Below are 19,516 nucleotides of genomic sequence, written 5' to 3'. Positions count from 1 at the left end.
TGTTACCACTTAACTCGGAATCCAGCCTGTCCCTTGAGGGAGTAGCTGTCACCAAAATTGTTGAGGCTGGTGTTGACGAGACCTTCGCCATAGATCGAATATTTGTCGTCGTTCCAGTTGTAGGAACCGCCAATTCCAAGCCCGCCCCACAGACGATCATTGCGGCTGGCAAAGCTTGTGCCCGCAACATCGACCTTCGTGCCTTCCAGGAACTCGTAATAGAGATTGGCAATGCCATAGACATGTGCACGATCAAGTTTGCCATTGGCATTCTGCCATGAGCTTTCATGATCAAGCGTCAGACCAAGACGACCTTGAAGACTGTCACCACGGTCAAGGCTGACCTGTGAGCCGAATGTATCGGCGAAGTCATCGAAATCAACGCTAGAATAGAAAAGCTGCGCCTGTGGCGTGAGCGACCATGCCTGATCGATCGCAATGCGCTTGCCACCTTCAATGGACAACGCATAGCCAAAGCCGTCATTGCCATCGACAAGGGTGCTATTAGCAAGTGTTGAGTTGAGATCGCTTCTGTACCATGTCAGTTGTGCCTGACCATCAAGGTAGAAGCCGTTTTCGCCATACCATGTCAGAGTTCCGCCAAAGCCATAGCCGTCGGTGGAGATTTCACCATCACCATGCACGGATTTCGTCTTGGTCTTGCCATGGGCATAATGCACGGTGACGCCACCGATCAGCTTACCGCTTTCGATTTCTGCCAGCATGCCATCAAGACCCGCCTGCAGCTTGAAGATGTTCTGATCATATTCGGTGGAAGAGGTGGAGAAGCGTGGCTCAATGCTGTTATGCGCGCCTTCGATACGACCCCAGACACCATTGCCCTCGATTGCCACTCCTGCTTCCTCAGGTGCGGCATAGGGCGTTCCCACCGGATCGGCACCTTGTGCAATCACTCGATTGCCATTGCTTGCCCAGAAGCGATTGCCGACACGCTGCTGCAAGGTGGGGACGCCATTCAAGCCAAGCAGCGATTGTGCATAGCTCTCATAGGTTGGAACGCCTGCTTGATAGAGTGGTTCGCTAGGAAGCGTAACAGGATCAGTTGGATCAACAGGATTGGTTGGATCGACAGGATCAACGGGATCAACGGGATCAACGGGATCAACGGGATCAACCGGTTTGATCTGTGAACGCAGATACCAGTCACCATCGGCCGGGCTGGCAACACCACCCTGATAAAGCTTGTAGGCATAGGCACCAGCAACAACAGCATTTTCACCTTCATGCACATAATCGCCTTGCAGCGAGAATGTACCATTGGATGCGCCACCAACTTCAATAATCTTGATGCCTTCAACCGTCTGCGCACCTTCGCCGCCGGCGTTGGTCACAGCGACATTTGTCGTGCCAGCAGTGTCACCCGTGATGACAAGCATGTCGGTTGTCGAACTGTCGTCACCAAGGGCCGTATCGAATGTAATCAAACCACCATTGCCGGTATAAGAGCCGTTTATTGTCAGGCGATCACCAGCCGTGCCGTCATAAAGACGAATTTCACCAGCTGTTTCCGCCAATACATTGCCCTGTAGAACGAAGTCTGACAGTGCGCCCGCTCCTGCTGTCGCATCCAGAATTGCAGCATTGGCAATATTCAACTGCGTGAATGTTGCCGTGGTTGATGGCGTTGCACCACCTTTCTCCTGCATTATCCACTGAGCGCCATCTTGTACGGTGATTTCAAGAGTGGAAGGTGCCGCTTTATTGACCAAGCCGGTGATTTTACCATCGGAGACATTGAATGTAACAGCACTGGGAGACTGTACGGTGCCATTGACATTCAAAAGCCAGCCAGCTGATGCGGCCTTTAGGTCGCTGTTTACCCCACGTATGTTGAGACGGTAATCGTTTTGATTATTGGCCACATTGATCAGGTTCGCTGTCGTGGAGGCCGTTGTGGCAACCAGATCGTTGAACGACGTCACGGTCTGAGCCGTTGCTTGGCTAGCATTACCACTGATCGTAATAGCCTCACGGCCGGCGCTGATGGTCGTGCTGGATGTATCAGCATTTGCATCCAAAACAGCCCCTTGCCATATTATGTCGATAGCTGCATCATTAGCCGCTTGAAGAGTATCGATTTCCATATGGCCGGTTGAAAAAAGCCTGCCTTCTCCGGTACCGATGCTCGCAGTCTTGCCCAGCCGGATAGCATTGGCGCGTGAGGACGTGCTTTTGATTTTGATATTGCTGTTGTTCAGGTGAACTTCTGGCACAACGCCGTTATGCTCCGAACCTGAAATATAAATTCCGATGGCGTCATTGGATGTCGCATTGATGTCGATCGCCAGATCATTCTTGACTTCGACATAACCAGCCGACCCGTTTCCGGAATTCCCTCCAGCGCCCTGAATAACCCTTATGCCGGCTAGGAGAGGATACACATTCCATCCATTATTGGTCGACTGCATCTTAATGTTCATATTGTCGAAAATCGCTTTCGACTGATAACCGTTGAACGCCAACGTTTCCGCAGCATTTACAGTTGATCCAACGACAATGCCATAATGTTCAAACCTTTGGCCGAGGCCGAACGTGCTTCCGTCGTTCCCGTTTGGCAGATTAAGCATCGTAAGATTGAGACTGCCTATCGTCATGGTTCCGCCATGGCTGACGCCGACACCCGCCTTTGCGATATTGTCGCCTATCGGCAAAGATGCGTTGGCCGTCAGGTTCTCGATGGTCAGGTTAATGGTCCTGCCGCTCGCGTCGAATGTGGAGAATGCCGTCGGCGCAGTGCCATAGACAGAAATTCCCGTGCTTCCCTTCAATGTCGTCGTGAGATCGTTCTCGATAGTCATTGTGCGGTTGATGTTCTGGCTGTACAGGAGAAAGCCCGTGTTCCAGATGGAATTGTCTCCGATAGTTGCTGCGACCGAGGCAATCGAACACCCGCCATTATTGGTAGCGTTATTGGATGTGAAAGTGCCATTGGAATTTGATGCACATGGTGCGGACCAAGCTGCAGACGTGAAAAGGCTTGCACTGATAATTGCCGTGCTGGCCAACCATAGTTTTTTCATTTAAAACTTCCCGCGCCTGTTAGGTAAGTATCTCATCTTTGTATTCTTTTTTTTCAATTTAATCAATTAGCTGAAACTAATGCTTTATTAAATTATAGGTTGTGTGATTAGATTAACACACGTAGTTATTTGGCGTGATGGAATTTCGCGCACTAGAGCGCGTCCACTTTACTCGGGATCATATACGCATGATTTGAAGTAGTTGGCGCATCTGCAGGAGGCGGCAGGTCGCCTGGAAAATAGTCGGGGCGATACTCGCATCGGCGCAAAAGGATTGCGGGTCCCAGCGGTCAGAACTTCGGAAACCGAAGCCGCAATCGCGTTCGCAAGGCGGGTGGCAACAACCATGCCTCCCATACGGTTGACGGACCTTGTGGCCGATATCGACCGGATGACGGGCTTCAGTTCCTTGTTCGAGCACCTCCAGACCGGTCGGTCACCTTCCGATCTGCGGGTGTTTTATGCGGCGCTGATCGCCGAAGCCACAAATCTTGGCTTCTCGAAGATGGCGCATGCCTGTCCCGGCATCACGCGCCGCCAGCTACAGCAGATGGCAATCTGGCATTTTCGCGAAGAGACATTCGCGCTGGCGCTCGCCAAACTGGTTGAGGCTCAACACTCTGCCCCGTTCTCAACAGTATGTCAATCGGCGTTTAAACGGGACCCCTTATCGGCGTCCAAAAAGGGCTCTGACTCATATGTGGAACGGCCCGGTTAGCAAGGTGTTGGCAGCATGAATCTCCGTCGGACGGTGCAGTCATATGTCCGGCCTGTCAGCGCGGTCACTGACCGCTGGCCACGATGAGATCCGCGATGTCGATCGCCTAATCACTTTCTCGCGCTCGAAGGCGCATTGAGTCAGACGGTCTGATCGACATCGAGGTATCGCCCCTCGGGTTCATCACGCTTCGTACCTTGCCACTTTATCCCGACTCAGTAACGCCGGGAATTCTGTTTCTATGCCTTTGCCATCGCCGGCGCTTGGTATGTGCCGCCCTTGACGAGAAGCGCCCATATTGTGCGCGCCATCTTGTTGGCGAGCGCCACGGCTGCCACTTTGTAGGGGCGACGTGCCATTAATGACACCACCCAACCGGGCAGCTTAGAACCTCTGCGAGCCTGTTTCAGGATCGACGTCGCTCCGACAATCAGTAGCGTTCGTAACTGCTTGTTGCCGCGCTTCGAGATCTTGCCGAGCCACTCCTTCCCTCCGCTGGAGTTGCTGGGTGGCGTCGCCTTAACCTGACGTAGGACGCAATCATTTCTTTGTCCTGAATTTCAGGCTTGGATCGGCAACGCGATCTCACGCCAGGTGGCGCTGGCGAGGGCGCGGAGTGGGCGATGATCAGCGGCATTCAGGTGTTTTCGATGAAGTTGGAAAAGATTGGCAATTTGGCCGTGGGTTGAGACGAAACGTTGGCATTGACCTGCCGACTTGAACCGCATCATGCGTCGCTCTCGTCGTCGAACGGGAAGGTGAGAATTTTCTGCGAGGTTGTTGAGCCCTTTGTGCGAACGGTGTTCGATCCCCAGCATGATCTCTCGCTTTGCGGCGGAATAAGAACGCAGCTTGTCTGTCACCATCACGCGCGGCGCAAAGAGCTGGCTCGGGAAATCTGCACAGCGGGGATAAGTGGAGTTTCTGCCTGACTTCGGCTTAGATGCCGGGAACAGGAGAGACCATGACGAGACGACCGCGCCGGAACCATAGCCCGGCTTTCAAGGCGAAGGTGGCACTTGCCGCCATCCGAGGTGAGCAGACGCTGGTGGAGTTGTCCCAGCAGTTCGATGTGCACGCCAACCAGATCAAGCAATGGAAAGACCAGCTCCTTGAGGGGGCGACAGGTGTGTTCGGCGATGAAACGAAAGCGGAGCCGTCGGGTCCGACCATCGATGTCAAAACGCTGCACGCGAAAATCGGCGAACTGACACTGGAGAACGATTTTTTATCCGGTGCGCTCGGCAAGGCGGGATTGCTGGGCGGAAAGAAATGATCGACCGCGAGCACAAGCTATCCGTCGTGCGCCAGGCGAAGCTTCTCGGCTTCAGCCGTGGCAGCGTCTACTATCTGCCTCGTCCGGTGTCTGACGGCGATCTGGCCCTTATGCGCCGAATTGACGAATTGCATCTCGACTACCCCTTTGCCGGAAGTCGGATGTTGCAAGGGCTCTTGAGAGGAGAAGGTCTGGAGACCGGGCGGCGACACGTCGCCACGCTGATGAAGAAGATGGGCATCGAGGCGATCTACCGCCGCCCGAACACCTCGAAACCAGCGCCAGGGCACAAAATTTATCCCTACCTCCTACGAAAGCTGGCAGTCACCCGGCCCAATCAGGTCTGGGCAATGGACCTGACCTACAGTGCGCCTCGCCCCAGTCGGGGAGGCATATGACTGGAATGCAAAAGAGAAAGGAGGATGTGAGTGTTTGCCTGTCCCCTGCTGCGAGGGGACATGAGCCCAAGCGGCGGTGACCTGCCGTCAACTGGCAGGGTGACGTAGCCCGCAGGTAAAGGGGATTGAGGCGAAGCCGTTACGCCGAGATGGTTCCCGAGGCTGAAGTATTGGAAGGTTGAGGAACACGAACCGGTTAACCCGCATCTGAGGGCTGAAAGGTCGCCTTCGCCTACACGGCTTAACAGGCGGAATGCTGATGACGCTGCCGGACACATAAGTCGGCGGCATCCGAATACGGTCGTATATGTAGGTTGGTCGTATGGGATCATGGGGAGAATGCAGCCAGACCATGATATCGGCATCGACTTGCGGAACGCAAGGGAAAAGACTGCGACCGGCAGCCTCACCAATACGCAGACGTCCAGCATATGAACGAGGGAAGGCATGATGGAATGACAACGAAGTATTGCGTCGCAAGGGAGTTGACCCTGATGTCCATCATGTTGGCGGAGTTCCCGTAGTAGTCTGCGGCAGGGAAAGCCTGCCACATGGCGAAGGGGAACAGTTCAAACTGCTTGAAATGCAAACTACCTGACCAAGCGAGGTGAAGACCTTTGATAATCAGCGAAATGCAGCACAAGCTTGCAACATGGGCCGAGAGCGATCCAAACCGGCGGTTTGATCGGCTTCTTCGGCTGATTGCCAATCGGGAATGGCTTGCCGAGGCCGCTCGGATGGTTCTTGCGTCAAGTGGCGCACGAACGCCGGGTATCGACGGAATGGATAAGCAACGACTGCAGGTCAAACTGGATCAGCATCTTGAGGACCTGCGGACAAGTCTGCTGGAGGAGAGCTACCGCCCCCAGCCGGTCAAGCGCATCTATATCCCGAAATCGAACGGCAAGCGACGACCACTGGGTATTCCGACCCTGACGGATCGAATCGTTCAACGCGCCATACTGATGGCCATGGAGCCAATCTGGGAGAGCGATTTCCATCGTTTATCCTATGGCTTCCGGCCGGAACGGAGCGTGCATCATGCCGTCCGCACCGTGAGGATACAGCTTCAGGATGGTGCCGACACGACGAGGGGCCGCTGGATCATCGAAGGTGATCTGGCCAGCTACTTCGACACGGTCCATCATCGGCTACTTCTGAGATGCGTGCGGCGACGGGTGCAGGATGGACGGTTCGTCGATCTTCTCTATCGTTTCCTGAAGGCAGGCCACATCGACCGTGGCCTGTTCACAGCCTCAAGCGAGGGCGTTCCGCAAGGTGGCGTTCTGTCACCGCTCCTGTCCAACATCATGCTCCACGAGTTTGATATGTGGCTGGAGGCGAAATACCTGAGCAACAAGGCCCGCAAGGACCGCTGGGCATGGAACTTCGGCATCAAGCAGGGCCGCCCCATTACGGTTCGCGAGAACCGGCAATGGAAACCGGCTGTTGCCTATTGCCGATACGCTGACGACTTCGTCGTGATCGTAAAAGGAACCAAGGCTCAGGCAGAGGAAATCCGTGAGGAATGCCGGGCGTTTCTGGAAGGTGAGTTGAAGTTGACGCTGAACATGGAGAAAACTCATGTCACACACGTCAATGACGGCTTCGTCTTTCTGGGGCACCGGATCATCCGCAAGCGTGGGGCGCATGGACGGATGTCCATCGTCACGACGATACCCAAGGAAAAGGCCAAGGGGTTTGTTCGCAAGCTCACCGAAACCCTTTCCGGCAATCATAGTGTCAGTACGGTCGACATGATCGCCGGCCTGAACCGCCAATTGGTGGGATGGGCGGCGTTCTACAAGTTCACTGACTTCACGGCGTACGTCTTCCGGCGCATCGACCATGTCGTGTTCTGGAAAATGGCGCATTGGCTGGGACACAAGTACCGATCGCGCATCAAACCCTTGATGCGGAAATGGGTAAGGGTCCCGGAACCGGGCAAAGCGAAAACCTGGTTCGTGTATGGCCGCAGTGAACGCGGTGACCCTGTCGGGAAAGCACTGCAACGGCTTGTCTCAAGCCCCAAGGCGCAATTCCGGTGGCGCAATCCGGAGGGAAACCCATACATCTTCCGGCTTGAAGACCGCAGTACCGTCACGTCGCACTATCATGACGTTGCTATGGCCATGGGCCAAGCTTGAACGGAGAGCCGTATGCGCTGAAAGGTGCATGTACGGTTCGGGGAGGAGAAGCGCACCCGCGCTTCTTACTCCACTCCCCATGGCGCGGGGATTTGTCTATCTGTGCGCCGTCGTGGACTGGTTCAGCCGGAAGGTCTTGTCATGGCGGTTGTCGATCACGATGGAAGCAGCCTTCTGCATCGAGGCGGTGGAGGAGGCACTTGCCCGTCATGGCAGGCCGGAAATCTTCAATACCGACCAGGGATCGCAGTTCACCTCCATCGACTTCACCGCCGTGCTGAAGAGGTCACAGATCGCCATCTCGATGGATGGCAAGGGTGCGTGGCGAGACAATGTCTTCGTCGAGCGGCTCTGGCGTTCGATCAAATACGAGGAAGTCTACCTCCATGCCTACAAGACTGTGTCCGAGGCACGCGCTGGCATCGGCCGATATCTGAACTTCTACAACACCAGACGCCCACATTCATCCCTTGACCGGCGGACGCCGGATCAGGCCTACTTCAACGCGCTGACACCAATGATGGTGGCGGCATAATCGAGGCGGAAATCCACTTAGCGAAACGCCCGAAGCTGTTCAGACAAACCGAGATGGGGTATTCGGCTTGAGCCCCGCCTTTAACGATTGCGGATTGTAGAAGGGTGCTGCGCTTCTGTTGATGGTAAAACGAGGTCATGTTTTGCAACAGCCTCAAGCATCGGAAAGGAAGCGCAGCATGAAACATTATACTGGACTTGACGTATCGGTAAAAGAGACCGCCGTTTGCATTATCGATGAAGCCGGTAAGATTTGCCGTGAGGTAAAAGTATCGTCACATCCTGATGACCTGATAGTAGTTCTGAAAGATCCCAGGTGGCATATTGAACGTGTCGGACTTGAAGCTGGCCCCTTATCGCAATGGCTGTTTGAGACTCTGGCAAAAGCAGGCGTGCCAACGATTTGCATCGAGACTCGTCACACCAAGGCGTTTCTGAAGGCACAGCCGAACAAAACTGATCGTAACGATGCTCGCGGCATTGCCCAGATGATGCGCGTAAATCTGTACAAGCCTGTACATGTGAAGACATTGACGAGCCAGAAGCGTCGCGCCTTGCTCACGGCACGTCAACTGCTTCAAGAAAAAGCCATTGCCATAGAGAATGACATTCGAGGCCTACTGCGGAATTTTGGTTTAAAGGTTGGCCTGGCCGGTAAGATCACGTTTGAAGAACGGGTCTGCGAACTGGTCACTGGCTTTCCAGAGCTTGCGGAAATCATGGACGTTCTGCTGTCAGCCCGGACCAAACTACGCGATGAATTTAAAAAGCTGCACAAGAAAGTGCTCGAGTTGACCTCCCGGGATGAAATCTGCCGACTGTTGATGACTGTTCCCGGCGTTGGCCCTATTGTCTCTCTGGCCTTTGTGAGCACGATTGATATTCCGCAACGATTTAAAAACTCTAAGGCAGTTGGGCCAATCCTCGGATTAACGCCAAAGCTGAATGAATCGGGTGAGAGTAAACGAATTGGTCGGATCTCCTGCTGTGGTGATGCAATGATGCGTTCCTTATTATACGAAGCGGCTCAGACCCTCCTGACGCTTGTCAAGAAATGGTCGTGGTTAAAGGCTTGGGCAATGAAGATTGCCAAACGAGCAGGAAAGCAAAAGGCAATTGTCGCACTTGCCAGGCGACTGGCTGTCATAATGCACCGCATGTGGAGCGACGGAACCGAGTTTTGCTGGACTAGGAATGGCTTACCCGCTGCTGCGTGAACAGTAGCTGTATAAATATCCACATCGCCGTGGAGAGATGTCCTTCGCAGGACGATGGATGAGGTAAGTTCGTAGAGGTGGCAGTGCCGGTCGCATATGGTGATCAGGACGATACCGAGATTGGATACCTCATTCTTCTAACCCCATAGTGGAAGGGCCAACGCGCCGATTCCGGAGAGAAGCAAGAACCTGCGAAAGACTTTGAAATGCGGAGATTGTGAAATATCGAAGCGCTTGACTTTAGCTCGCCGAATAGAGAAGCCACCTCTATCACAATGACGCAACAACTCGAACGTCCTGGTCGATGCTAGCGACCTCTCCCGGATTTGCGGCCTGATCGACTACGGTGACGCGCTGCATGCGCCGATCATCGCAGAAGTGGCGATCTCCGCCGCCTATCCCGGTCTAGACCATGCCGACCCGATCGGCACGGCCGCCGCCATTGCCCGCGGCTTTCATGCGGGATATCCGCTGCTGGAAGAGGAAGTCGGCCTGCTCTACGACCTCATCGCCATCCGCCTCGTCACGTCCGTGACGATCTCCGCCTCGCGCCGCAGCCACATGCAGGACAACCCGTATCTCGCCATCAGCGGGTCAATCGGCATCGTAGCGGGAGACCCCTTATCGGCTTCCGCAAAGGGCTCTGACGCAATCTTGCTGCCATTGATTGCGCAACCCAGGCAATCACGCTCGGTGCCAACAAAGCCTATGACACGGAAGACTTTGTAAATGAATTTCTCTCGATGCGGGTGGCGCCGCAAGTGTGCATAACCCGAGCGTGCGTCCCTCGGTGAGCGAGGGGCGCACGACGCGCCATGCCGGCTACGGGGTCAGCCTTCACATCCGCAGGCAAATCGCGGAGGCGTTCGGCTGGATCAAGACCATTGCCCGCCAAGACAAGACGAAGTTTCATGGCCGCGACCGCGTCTGATGGGCCTTCACCTGCGCGGCTGCCGCCTATGACCTGGTGCGGTTGCCGAAACTGATGGCGGCGTCGCCATGAGCGCCGCCCCAGCCTACCGCCTGATCGGCCACTGGCGGATCGTCGAGGGCGATTCTAGCTACCAGCCGGTAAACTGCGCGAGATTTTCTTTCGAAACGTTTGGCAAATCCCATATAGCTTGGTCCAAACGGTCGAGCGCATCATGGATTTCGTCCTCCGTTATGGTCAACGGCGGCGTCATTTCCAGGACGTTGCTGTTCATGCCGACATAGTAAAGCACGACGCCGAGTTCGTATGCACGATAGATCAGCTTCGCCGTCTCGGTGCGCGCCGGTGCGCGGCTTTGGCGGTCGAGCACGAGTTCGACGCCGCAGGCGAGGCCCCGGCCGCGGATGTCGCCGATCAGGGGATGGCGTTCGGCGAGCTGTGCGAGACCGTCACGGAGCAGCTTTCCCTTGCGGTCCGCGTCCGCGGCAAGGTCTTCGCGGTCGATCGTCTCGAGAACGGCGAGGCCTGCGGCGGCGCAGACCGGATTGCCGTGCAGGGTCTGCATGGCAAATGCGCTCGCGCAGTCGAGGATATCGGCCGGTGCGATGACGGCGGAGAGCGGCAATCCGCCGCCGAGCCCTTTGCCGAGCACCAGAATATCGGGCACGAAGCCCTCATGTTCGAAACAATGCATGCGGCCGCTGCGGGCAAGACCCACCTTCACCTCGTCGCAGACGACGAGAATGCCATGGGCGCGGCAGATATCGGCAAATTTGCGCAGAAAGCCATTAGGCGGAACGATCAACCCGCCGTCCGACTGGATCGGCTCGAGGAAGGCCGCACCGATCGAGCCGGCCGGAACCTCAGCCAACTTCTCCCTGAGAAGCGTGAGGATGGCATCGCCGGTCGGGTCGTTCTGATAAGGGCGGTATTGATCAGGGTAGGGCAAAAGGATCAAGCCATCCGTCTTGGCCGCGCCGGCCTGAACGCTGTGGCCGGAAAAGGCCATCGATCCGATGGTGCAGCCATGATAGGCGCCGACGAAGGCGATGACGCCCGAGCGGCCGGTTGCCTTCGTCACCGCCCGATAGACGGCCTCGTTGGCGTCCGAGCCGGAATGGCCGAACCAGACCTTGTGCGTTCCGCGGCCGGGAAAGGTGGCGAGCAGCCGCTCGGCGAGCGTCACGGCCGGTCCGTTGGAGGCCGAGAGGATGCTTGCGCCGGCCGGATGGGCAATGGCGCGGGAGACCGCTTCGGCAAGAGCGGGGTGGCCATAGCCGAGGCTGGCGGCGCCCCAGGCGCCCGTCAGGTCGATGAGATGACGCCCAGCTTCCTCCACCAGCCGCGCGCCCTTTCCACCGGTAACGGCCAGCGGAAAGAACCGCAGCTTCTGCAGGCTGCCGATGGCGGCTTCGTCGCGCGTATAGAGACTGTCGGCCATCAGCCATGCTCCCGAAGAGCGGTTTCGAAGCACCGCGTAAGCCGGTCGCCCCATTCCTCGACACCGGCAAGCGTGTCGATCAGGTCATGGCGCACCTCGATCAACGCCCCGGCAAGCCCGCGGGCATCGGCATGGACCGGCACCGTATAGTCCTCGTCGGGGTGGATGTTATAGGGCTCGTTGTCGCCGATGGTCAGGGCCGCGTCGTGTTGCAGTTCGCGGATCAGCGTCTGGCCGAAACCGGTGGCCGCGCCATAGAGGATGCCGGCGTGCCAGGGGCGCTGCTTGCCGAAATAGACCGGCGTGAAGGAATGAATGCCGACGACGATGGGGCGCTTGCCCTCCGCCTGCAGGCGATCGAGGCGTCGCGCGACGGCTGCGGCGTAGGGGGTGAACAGCGTGTCGATGCGCTGCTGCCGCTCGGCCTCCGTCAGATCGAGATTGCCCGGGATTTCCGTCGTCTCGCTGATTTCGGGAATGGCCGAGGGCACGCCAAGCGGCCGGTTGCAGTCGATGACCAGACGCGAATAGTTGGTCATGAACAGTGGCGCATCGAGCGTGCGGCTGAGGTGCTGCGAAAGGGCGCTGACGCCGATATCCCAGGCGATGTGGCGGCGCCGCTCGGCCTCGGGCAGACCGAGATCGCCGAGCGCGCGCGGAATGCGGTTGGCGGCATGTTCGCACAGCAGCAGATAGGGCGAGGCGCCGTCGGGGTTGATCACCGCATAGGGCGGCGGCTCGTCGATGGCGAGCAGCGGACGACCGGGATCGTGCCGCCATCGGTTCTCGGGACGCGGGATGGTCTTGGTCGAGGTCATGGCCTGCCCACTCAATAAACGGCTGCGTAGCGTGCGCAGAGCGCCTCGGGCGAAAGCCCTTCGACAATCTCGATCTCCTTGCGCTTCATGGCGAAGTAGCAATCGAGGAAGTCCTTCGGGAACCAGCCGGTCACCACCTCGTCCGCGGCAAGCGTGTCGAGCGCTTCGGCAAGGCTCGACGGCAGGCGGCGGATGCCGAGCCGGACCTGTTCCTCGGACGAGAATGCCGAGGGGTCGGAATTGATCAGCGGCGGCTGTTCCAGCCCGGCGCGGATGCCCTCGAGGCCGGCGCGCAGCAGAACCGCCAGCGACAGGTGCGGGCTCGCGCAGGCGTCCGCTGCACGGTATTCCATGTTGAACTGCTTGGCCGGGTTGCTGCCGGGCAGGTCGAGCGTCGGGCAGATGCGCAGCGTCGCCTCGCGGTTCTTTTCGCCAAGGCAGGTATAGGCCGCGCTCCAGTGATGCGGCACGAGGCGCATATAGGACAGAACGGACGGCGCGGTGAAGGCGACGAGCGCCGGCAGGTGTTTGATGACCCCGGCGGCGAACGCGCCGGCGACCCTGGAAAGCCGGCCGGGGCGGGCGGCGTCGAAGGTGACGGGGTTGCCGTCGAGATCGGTGAAGCTGACATGCAGGTGCACGCCGTTGCCGACACCGTTGGGATCGGTCTTCGGCGCGAAGCTGGCATGCCAGCCGAAGAGGGCGGCGACTTCGCGCGTGACGGCGCGGATCGTCGCGCCGCGGTCCGCGGCGACGAGGGCAGGGGCGGGGCGGCAGGTGACTTCGAACTGGTCCTTGCCATATTCCGGCAGGAACATTTCCGGCTCGGCGCCGGCTTCCTTCAGCGCGGTCATCAGCAAGCATCCGAAGGGTTCGGCGCGGCGCTGGGCGCGCAGGCCGAAGGCGGGGGCGGCGGGCCAGTCGGCGCCGAGCACCTGGAATTCCTGCTCGACGGCGCTGACGACCTTGAGGCCGGCTTCCTTTTCGAACTGGGAGAGCGTCGCCTTCAGGAAGCTGCGCACGCAGCAATCCCAAGGCTCGCCCTTCAGGTCGGTAATGTCGGAATGGTAGAAATGCAGCGGCGTCTCATCCGGCAGGCAGGTGACGCGCGCCTTGCTTGCGGGATCGGCCATCAGGCGCAGGTCGCCGGCAGAGCCCCAGGGATTGGGATCCGCGATGAGGTCGAACGGCGTCAGCGCCAGGTTCGCCGGCACCCAGCCGACGCCCTTGCGCAGGTAGTCCTCGATTTCGGAGGCGGCGAAGCTGCGGCCGCGGGTGATGCCGGCGATATCCGTCGTGACGAAGGTCGCAAGTTCCGTCAGGCCGGAGAGCGTCTTGTCGTTCATGCTGTTCCCCTTTGAAGCGATCAGGCCTGGCCGAGCGTGGCAAGACGACGGACGACGGTCTCTGTGTCGGTGATCCAGCAATAGCCGGAATAGGCGCGCATCGCCGCGTCGTGCCGCTCCTGGCTGTAGGTGGCGCAGGCGTCCTCGACGACAGTCACCAGATAGCCGCGGTCGGCGGCATCGCGCACGGCCATGTCGACGCACTGGTCGGTGACGACGCCGGCAATGATGAGGTAACGCGTGTTGAGATTGCGCAGCACATAATCGATGTTCGTCGAGTTGAAGACGCCCGACGAGGTCTTGGGCAGCACGATCTCGTTGTCGATGGGCGCGAGCGCCGGGATGACCTGTCCTTCGGGGGACCCCTTCGGCACATGCATGTCGGAGAGCTTGTGGTCGAGCGAGCGGTCGCGGCCGTCCAGCGTCAGGCTTTCGATGATCGTGTGCAGCACGTTGCAGCCGGCCTTGCGGCCTGCCTCGAGAATGCGGACCTGATTGGGCACGACCATCTCGCGGAGGCGTCGGTGGTAATAGCTGTCGGCGTCCTGCGGATGGGTCGGATCGAGGTTCGGCTCGCACCAGATGCGCTGCATGTCGACATAGAGCAGGGCGGTCATGCCGTCCTCGTAGGCGCTGTCGCGTCGCAGCAGGTCCCTGCCGTGTTGCACTTCAATCGCAGTCATGTCTGTCCTCCAATGGGTGTCGGTTCGCCCGTCCGGGCGGAATGTCACTTGCTGCCGTCGGTCGGCGTGCCGTAGGCGTCCTCGGTAATGCCGTAGCTGCGGCGCAGCTCTTCCATGCGCTCGATGCGGCCGCGCGACTGGTTGGCAAGGCGCGCCGTCAGGCCGGCGATCAGCGCCTCGGTCTGGGCGATTGCGGGCACCATCGTGTCGTAGGGCGAGACCGTATCGACCGCCGCGGTGAGGGTGACCGAGGCGAATTCGGCGATCGGCGAAACCCAGCGGTCGGTGAAGAGCACGATGCGCGCCCCCTGCTTGGCGGCCTGGCGGGCAAAGCGGATCGTATCGATCTGGTAGCGACGGTAGTCGTAGACGAAGAGCACGTCGCGCTTGCCGAGATCGACCAGCCAGTCGACCTGATCGGCCTGGGTGCCGTTGATCCAGCGGGTCTCGCCGCGCAATTGCTTCATGTGCGACCAGAGCAACCCGGCGAGAAAGCCGCTGAAGCGTCCGCCGAGGCAATGGACGCGCATGTTCAGGTCGGCGGCGGCGTCGATGGCCGCCTCGAAGTCGTCGGGCGGCAGCATCTGCATCGAGGATTCCAGTGCATGGATGCTGGCGCGCAGGAAATACTGATAGAAATTCTCCTGCTCCAGCGAGGGCTTCCGCGTGTCGAGCATCGACAGGGGCGAACTCATCCGCTCCTGCACTTCGCCGAGCAGCGCTGTCTGGAATTCCGGATAACCGTCATAGCCGAGCTTGTTGGCAAAGCGCACCACCGTCGGATTGCTGACGCCGGCGGCGGCGGCCAGGTGCGCGACCGTGTTGAGGCCGGCTGCCGGATAGTTCGACAGCAGTTGCCGCACGATCTTCAGCTCCGCCCGCGTGAAGTCGATTTCCCCGTCCGTCAGGCGATCTCGAATGGCCATTGCCTGCCTCCCCCTCATGATCGGCGTCGCTGGCGCGATTTTAATTTTTTTACATTATTGCTAGCAGACAATAAAAAATGAAACAAGATTGACATATTGATTTTCTGGATTAACGTTTGTTGCGGGAACAGGCTCCGGAAAACGGCGCCACAAATTCGGGAGAATGCTGATGGTGCGCATAAGGCGCGGGACCGTCGTCGGGATCGTCGCGACGGTGCTCCCCCTGGTGGTCGCGGCCCTCGTGGCGAAGGGCTTTTTTCCCGGCGCGGGCGAACGCTTGGTCACGCTGTTCCTGATCAACGCCGTCGCCGTCATCGGCATCGGCATCTACAGCGGCAATTCCGGCATCATCTCCTTCGGCAATGTGGGCTTCATGGCCATCGGCGCCTACGCCTCCGGTCTCCTGACCATCAATCCGATCGTGCAGAAAACGGCGCTTCCCCATCTGCCGGAATGGCTCATGGGATGGGGCATGCCCTTCCTGCCGGCGCTTCTCGTTGCGCTTCTCGTCGTCGCGCTGGCCGCGATCGCCATCGGCATTCCGGTCGCCCGGCTCGGCGGTTCCTCGGCCTCGATCTGCACGCTGGGCTTTCTCGTCATCGTGCATGTCGTGCTCGTCGCTTCCAGCGATTTCACCCGCGGCAGCCAGACCTTCTTCGGCATTCCGCGCGCGGTGAACCTCTGGGTGGCGCTGCCCTTTGCGGTACTCGCCGTCGCCATTGCCCGCATCTATCGCGACAGTGCGGCGGGCATGAAGCTGCGCGCCTCGCGGGAGGACGATATCGCCTCGACGGCGGTCGGCGTGAATGTGCGTCTGCACCGTTTTCTCGCCTGGGTGCTCGGGGCAATGCTTTCCGGCGCGGCCGGCGTGCTGTTCGCCCATTTCATCGGCGCTTTCTCGCCGAAGGATTTCTATTTCAACCTCACCTTCATGCTTCTCGCCATGCTGATCCTGGGTGGCATCAGCACCGTCTCCGGCGCGGTGGTCGGCACCGCGGTCATCATGGTCATCGTGGAGCTCCTGAGAAAGCTGGAGGGTGGCGTCGATCTCGGCGTCTTCCAGCTTCCGACGGTCTTCGGCCTGACCGATATCGGCATCGGCCTTGCGATCCTGCTCGTCATGTACCGCCTTCAGGACGGGCTGCTCGGGGTGCGCGAACTCGACGAGCAGGTGCCGTTCCTCAAGCGTCTCTCTGCCGGCGCGGCGAAGCCTGCAACGGATGAGCCCGCGCAGGTCGCGGCGAGCCATGCGGGGACATTGCGGGTCGAAAATGTCGGCAAGCGTTTCTCCGGGCTGGTCGCGCTGGAAAAGGCCGATTTCGAAATCCGTCCCGGCCTCGTCACCGGCCTGATCGGCCCGAATGGCGCGGGCAAGTCGACACTCATCAACAGCGTCTCGGGCGTCGTGCCGCCTTCGACCGGCCGCGTGATGATCGATGGCACGCACGTGGCGTCCCTGCCGGTGCACCGCGTGCCGGTCTCGGGCCTTGCCCGCACCTTCCAGAACATCCGCCTCTTCAAGAACCTCACCGTCCTGGAAAACGTCACGGTTGCCGCAAGCGCCGTCGCCAAGGACCGCGATCCGGTGGATCTTGCCCGCGAGGCGCTGGCGGAAGTCGGCCTCGGCGAGGTTGCCGGTCAACTCGCCGGCACGCTCTCCTACGGCGCGCAGCGGCGACTGGAAATCGCCCGCGCGCTGGCGCTGAAACCCCGCTACCTGCTGCTCGACGAGCCCGCCGCCGGCATGAACCCGGCCGAAACACAGGAATTGATGACGGTGCTCGATCGCATCCGCACCAAACATCGCCTCGGCCTGCTGGTGGTGGAGCACGACCTGAAGCTGATCATGCGCCTCTGCGATATCGTCGTGGTGCTCAACAAGGGCCAGCAGATCGCCATCGGCACGCCGGCGGAGATCCAGGCCAACCCCGCCGTCATCGAAGCCTATATCGGCCGGCGCCGCTCGACCGCCCAGGAGACCAAGCCGGCAACCGGCGCTGCCCTGCCGGGTATCGATCCCCATGCCGCCGGCAACCCCGCATAACCGCCAGAGGAGTATAAAATGAAAACGACATTGAAGGCCCTTATCCTGTCCACGGCGCTCGGTGCGCTGGCATTTCCCGCACTCGCCGAGGACCTCGCCATCGGCCTCGCCACCGCGCAGACCGGCGCTCTCGCGCCCTACGACCAGCCATCGCTGAAGGGCCTGCAGATGGCCGTCGACGAAATCAACGCGGCCGGCGGCATCGCCGGCAAATTCCCGATCAAGCTGATCGCCAAGGATACCCGCTCGGATGCCGCGCAGACCGCGCTTGTCGCGCAGGAACTGGTCGACGAGGGTATCAAGATCCTGATCACGCCCTGCGATGCCGACCCGTCGATCGCCGCCGGCCAGATCACCCAGGCCGCGCAGATCCCGACCTTCTCCTTCTGCGCCACGACGCCGACCATGCCGCTCGCCGTTGGCGACTACATGTTCGGCAACTATCCGGCCGACAACGTTCAGGCCGCGGTGCTGGCGAACTACGCCAAGGAGAAGGGCTTCAAGACGGCCTATGTGCTGAAGTCGCCGGATACGGCCTATACGCTCAAGCTGCCGGAATATTTTGCCACCAGCTTCAAGGGCAAGGGCGGCGAGGTGATCGGCGAGGGCACCTACAGCATGGGCCAGCAGGACTTTTCCGCCGAGGTTACCAAGATCAAGGCCCTGAACCCGGCGCCCGATGTCATCATGACCGCAGCCTACGAGCCTGACTTCCCGGCCTTCATCCGCCAGCTGCGCGGTGCCGGCGTCACGACGCCGATCCTCGGCAGCGACGGCATCGATTCCCCGACGACCTTTGGCCTTGGCGCGCTGGTCGACGGCGTGGTCTTCACCACGGCCGGCTTTGCGACGGAGGGCAGCCCGCTCGCTGCCTTCAACGAGAAGTACAAGGCGAAGTTCGGCCAGGATCCGGACACCGTCTACATCGCCAACGGCTACGATCTCGGCAAGGTCATCGAGGCGGCGGTGACCAAGGCGGACAGCATCGAATCGACGGCCATTCGCGAGGCAATCGCCTCGCTGGAAAATGTCGAAGGCGTCACCGGCAAGATCAGCTATGCCGGCACGCAGGGCATGCCGCTGCGCTCCGTCTCGCTGGTGCGCATCGAGGGCGGCAACCGCTCGCTGGTCAACCAGGGCGTTCCGGCTGCCGAAGACGTTCCGGCGCCCTGACCTTGAAGCAGCGCCCTCCGGCGATGGCCGGAGGGCTTTCCCGTCCCGTATGGCTGAAGCGGATGTGCCCGATGATGCATGACAATCCCGACCAGAATCCCTTGCTCGACGTCAGCGGCCTCAAGGTCGCCTACGGGCCGGTCGAGGCGCTGAAGGGCGTCGATCTCAAGGTGCGCAAAGGCGAGATCGTCACCCTGCTCGGCGCCAATGGCGCGGGCAAGAGTTCGACGCTCAATGCACTCGTCGGTCTTGCCGCCAAGCGGGCTGGCTGCGTGACCTTCGCCGGCAAGGATATCTCGGCGCTGCCGCCGGAAATGATCGTGCGCATGGGCATGACGCTGACGCCGGAAGGGCGCCGCATCTTCCCGACGCTGACGGTCGATGAGCACCTGCTTCTCGGCGGCGCCATGCACAAGGGCAGGGGGCAGATCGACGCGGTGCGCGAAGACATGCTGTCGCGGTTCCCGATCCTCAAGGAGCGGCTGCACCAGAAGGCCGGGTCGCTTTCCGGCGGCGAGCAGCAGATGCTGGCGATTGCCCGCTCGATGATGTCCTCGCCGGATCTGCTGCTGCTCGACGAGCCGTCGCTCGGCCTTGCGCCGCAGATCGTCGACCAGATTTTCGAACTGATCGCGAGCCTGCGCGCGCGCGGACTGACGATCCTGCTTGTCGAGCAGAATGTCTCGCTGTCGCTCGAGATTGCCGATACCGGCTATGTCATGGCGAACGGCCGCATTGTTCTGTCCGGCTCCGCCGCCGAACTGCGCAACTCCACCGAAATCCAGGGCGCCTATCTCGGCGCGTGACCGGCAAGAAAGAAAAC

The 19,516-nt window shown here is 59.7% G+C and carries 11 protein-coding genes and 7 pseudogenes; 10 read left to right on the top strand and 8 right to left on the bottom strand.

The window, feature by feature from the left end; all coding sequences use genetic code 11:
• Window positions 1–2: 2 nt before the first annotated feature.
• Entirely contained in the window at window positions 3–3,041 is a 3,039-nt protein-coding gene (locus OANT_RS27370) for an autotransporter family protein (RefSeq protein WP_011982901.1), read from the bottom strand.
• Window positions 3,042–3,252: 211 nt separating this feature from the next.
• On the opposite strand from OANT_RS27370, the pseudogene OANT_RS25960 reads away from it, so the two are divergent.
• Window positions 3,253–3,675: pseudogene (locus OANT_RS25960) on the top strand (Tn3 family transposase); the annotation flags it as partial.
• Between the two features lie 323 nt (window positions 3,676–3,998).
• On the opposite strand, the pseudogene OANT_RS25955 reads toward OANT_RS25960, so the two are convergent.
• Both OANT_RS25955 and OANT_RS25950 read right to left on the bottom strand, forming a co-directional pair.
• A pseudogene (locus OANT_RS25955) lies at window positions 3,999–4,274 on the bottom strand (transposase); the annotation flags it as partial.
• 45 nt (window positions 4,275–4,319) lie between these two features.
• Window positions 4,320–4,649: pseudogene (locus tag OANT_RS25950) on the bottom strand (DDE-type integrase/transposase/recombinase); the annotation flags it as partial.
• Window positions 4,650–4,723: 74 nt separating this feature from the next.
• Between OANT_RS25950 and OANT_RS25945 the strand changes: the two are divergent.
• The 6 genes and pseudogenes from OANT_RS25945 to OANT_RS25935 all read left to right on the top strand — a co-directional run.
• Window positions 4,724–5,400, top strand: a pseudogene (locus OANT_RS25945) (IS3 family transposase); the annotation flags it as partial.
• A 650-nt stretch (window positions 5,401–6,050) separates the two neighbouring features.
• A complete protein-coding gene (gene ltrA / locus OANT_RS23190) occupies window positions 6,051–7,580 on the top strand; it encodes a group II intron reverse transcriptase/maturase (RefSeq protein WP_010661544.1) in 1,530 nt (509 codons plus the stop codon).
• Window positions 7,581–7,644: 64 nt separating this feature from the next.
• Window positions 7,645–8,115, top strand: a pseudogene (locus tag OANT_RS23185) (IS3 family transposase); the annotation flags it as partial.
• Window positions 8,116–8,293: 178 nt separating this feature from the next.
• Complete coding sequence (locus tag OANT_RS23180; RefSeq protein WP_011982904.1) at window positions 8,294–9,331, top strand: IS110 family RNA-guided transposase; 1,038 nt, start codon at window positions 8,294–8,296, stop codon at window positions 9,329–9,331.
• A 256-nt stretch (window positions 9,332–9,587) separates the two neighbouring features.
• Window positions 9,588–9,922, top strand: a pseudogene (locus OANT_RS25940) (phosphotransferase); the annotation flags it as partial.
• Window positions 9,923–10,011: 89 nt separating this feature from the next.
• Window positions 10,012–10,334, top strand: a pseudogene (locus OANT_RS25935) (IS5/IS1182 family transposase); the annotation flags it as partial.
• A 58-nt stretch (window positions 10,335–10,392) separates the two neighbouring features.
• Here OANT_RS25935 and OANT_RS23170 read toward each other — a convergent pair.
• From OANT_RS23170 to OANT_RS23150, 5 genes are read right to left on the bottom strand one after another with little or no spacing between them, the layout of a single operon-like run.
• Window positions 10,393–11,703, bottom strand: a complete 1,311-nt coding sequence (locus OANT_RS23170; RefSeq protein WP_011982905.1) for an aspartate aminotransferase family protein — start codon at window positions 11,701–11,703, stop codon at window positions 10,393–10,395.
• On the bottom strand, window positions 11,703–12,521 hold the full coding sequence (locus tag OANT_RS23165; protein ID WP_011982906.1) for an N-formylglutamate amidohydrolase: 819 nt from the start codon (window positions 12,519–12,521) through the stop codon (window positions 11,703–11,705). Before OANT_RS23165 ends, OANT_RS23170 begins: the two co-directional genes overlap by 1 nt.
• 11 nt (window positions 12,522–12,532) lie before the next feature.
• Window positions 12,533–13,867, bottom strand: a complete 1,335-nt coding sequence (locus OANT_RS23160) for a glutamine synthetase family protein (protein WP_011982907.1) — start codon at window positions 13,865–13,867, stop codon at window positions 12,533–12,535.
• 20 nt (window positions 13,868–13,887) lie between these two features.
• Window positions 13,888–14,550 carry a cysteine hydrolase family protein gene (locus tag OANT_RS23155; RefSeq protein ID WP_011982908.1) on the bottom strand — a complete coding sequence of 221 codons (663 nt, stop codon included), beginning with the start codon at window positions 14,548–14,550 and terminating at the stop codon, window positions 13,888–13,890.
• A 44-nt stretch (window positions 14,551–14,594) separates the two neighbouring features.
• The gene (locus OANT_RS23150; protein ID WP_011982909.1) at window positions 14,595–15,476 is read right to left on the bottom strand and encodes a MurR/RpiR family transcriptional regulator; all 882 of its coding nucleotides are present in this window, start codon (window positions 15,474–15,476) and stop codon (window positions 14,595–14,597) included.
• 169 nt (window positions 15,477–15,645) lie between these two features.
• Here OANT_RS23150 and OANT_RS23145 point away from each other — a divergent pair, with 169 nt between their 5' ends.
• The 3 genes from OANT_RS23145 to OANT_RS23135 all read left to right on the top strand — a co-directional run bounded on the left by OANT_RS23145 (window position 15,646) and on the right by OANT_RS23135 (window position 19,499).
• A complete protein-coding gene (locus OANT_RS23145; protein WP_011982910.1) occupies window positions 15,646–17,520 on the top strand; it encodes a branched-chain amino acid ABC transporter ATP-binding protein/permease in 1,875 nt (624 codons plus the stop codon).
• Window positions 17,521–17,538: 18 nt separating this feature from the next.
• Window positions 17,539–18,693 (top strand): ABC transporter substrate-binding protein, encoded by a 1,155-nt coding sequence (locus tag OANT_RS23140; protein WP_011982911.1) that lies wholly within the window; start codon window positions 17,539–17,541, stop codon window positions 18,691–18,693.
• 71 nt (window positions 18,694–18,764) lie between these two features.
• Window positions 18,765–19,499 carry an ABC transporter ATP-binding protein gene (locus tag OANT_RS23135; protein ID WP_235823057.1) on the top strand — a complete coding sequence of 245 codons (735 nt, stop codon included), beginning with the start codon at window positions 18,765–18,767 and terminating at the stop codon, window positions 19,497–19,499.
• Window positions 19,500–19,516 lie beyond the last annotated feature (17 nt).

It is taken from the genome of Brucella anthropi ATCC 49188, assembly GCF_000017405.1.
In the GTDB taxonomy this organism is placed as follows: Bacteria; Pseudomonadota; Alphaproteobacteria; order Rhizobiales; family Rhizobiaceae; genus Brucella; species Brucella anthropi.
This window is presented reverse-complemented; position numbering and strand designations above follow the sequence as displayed.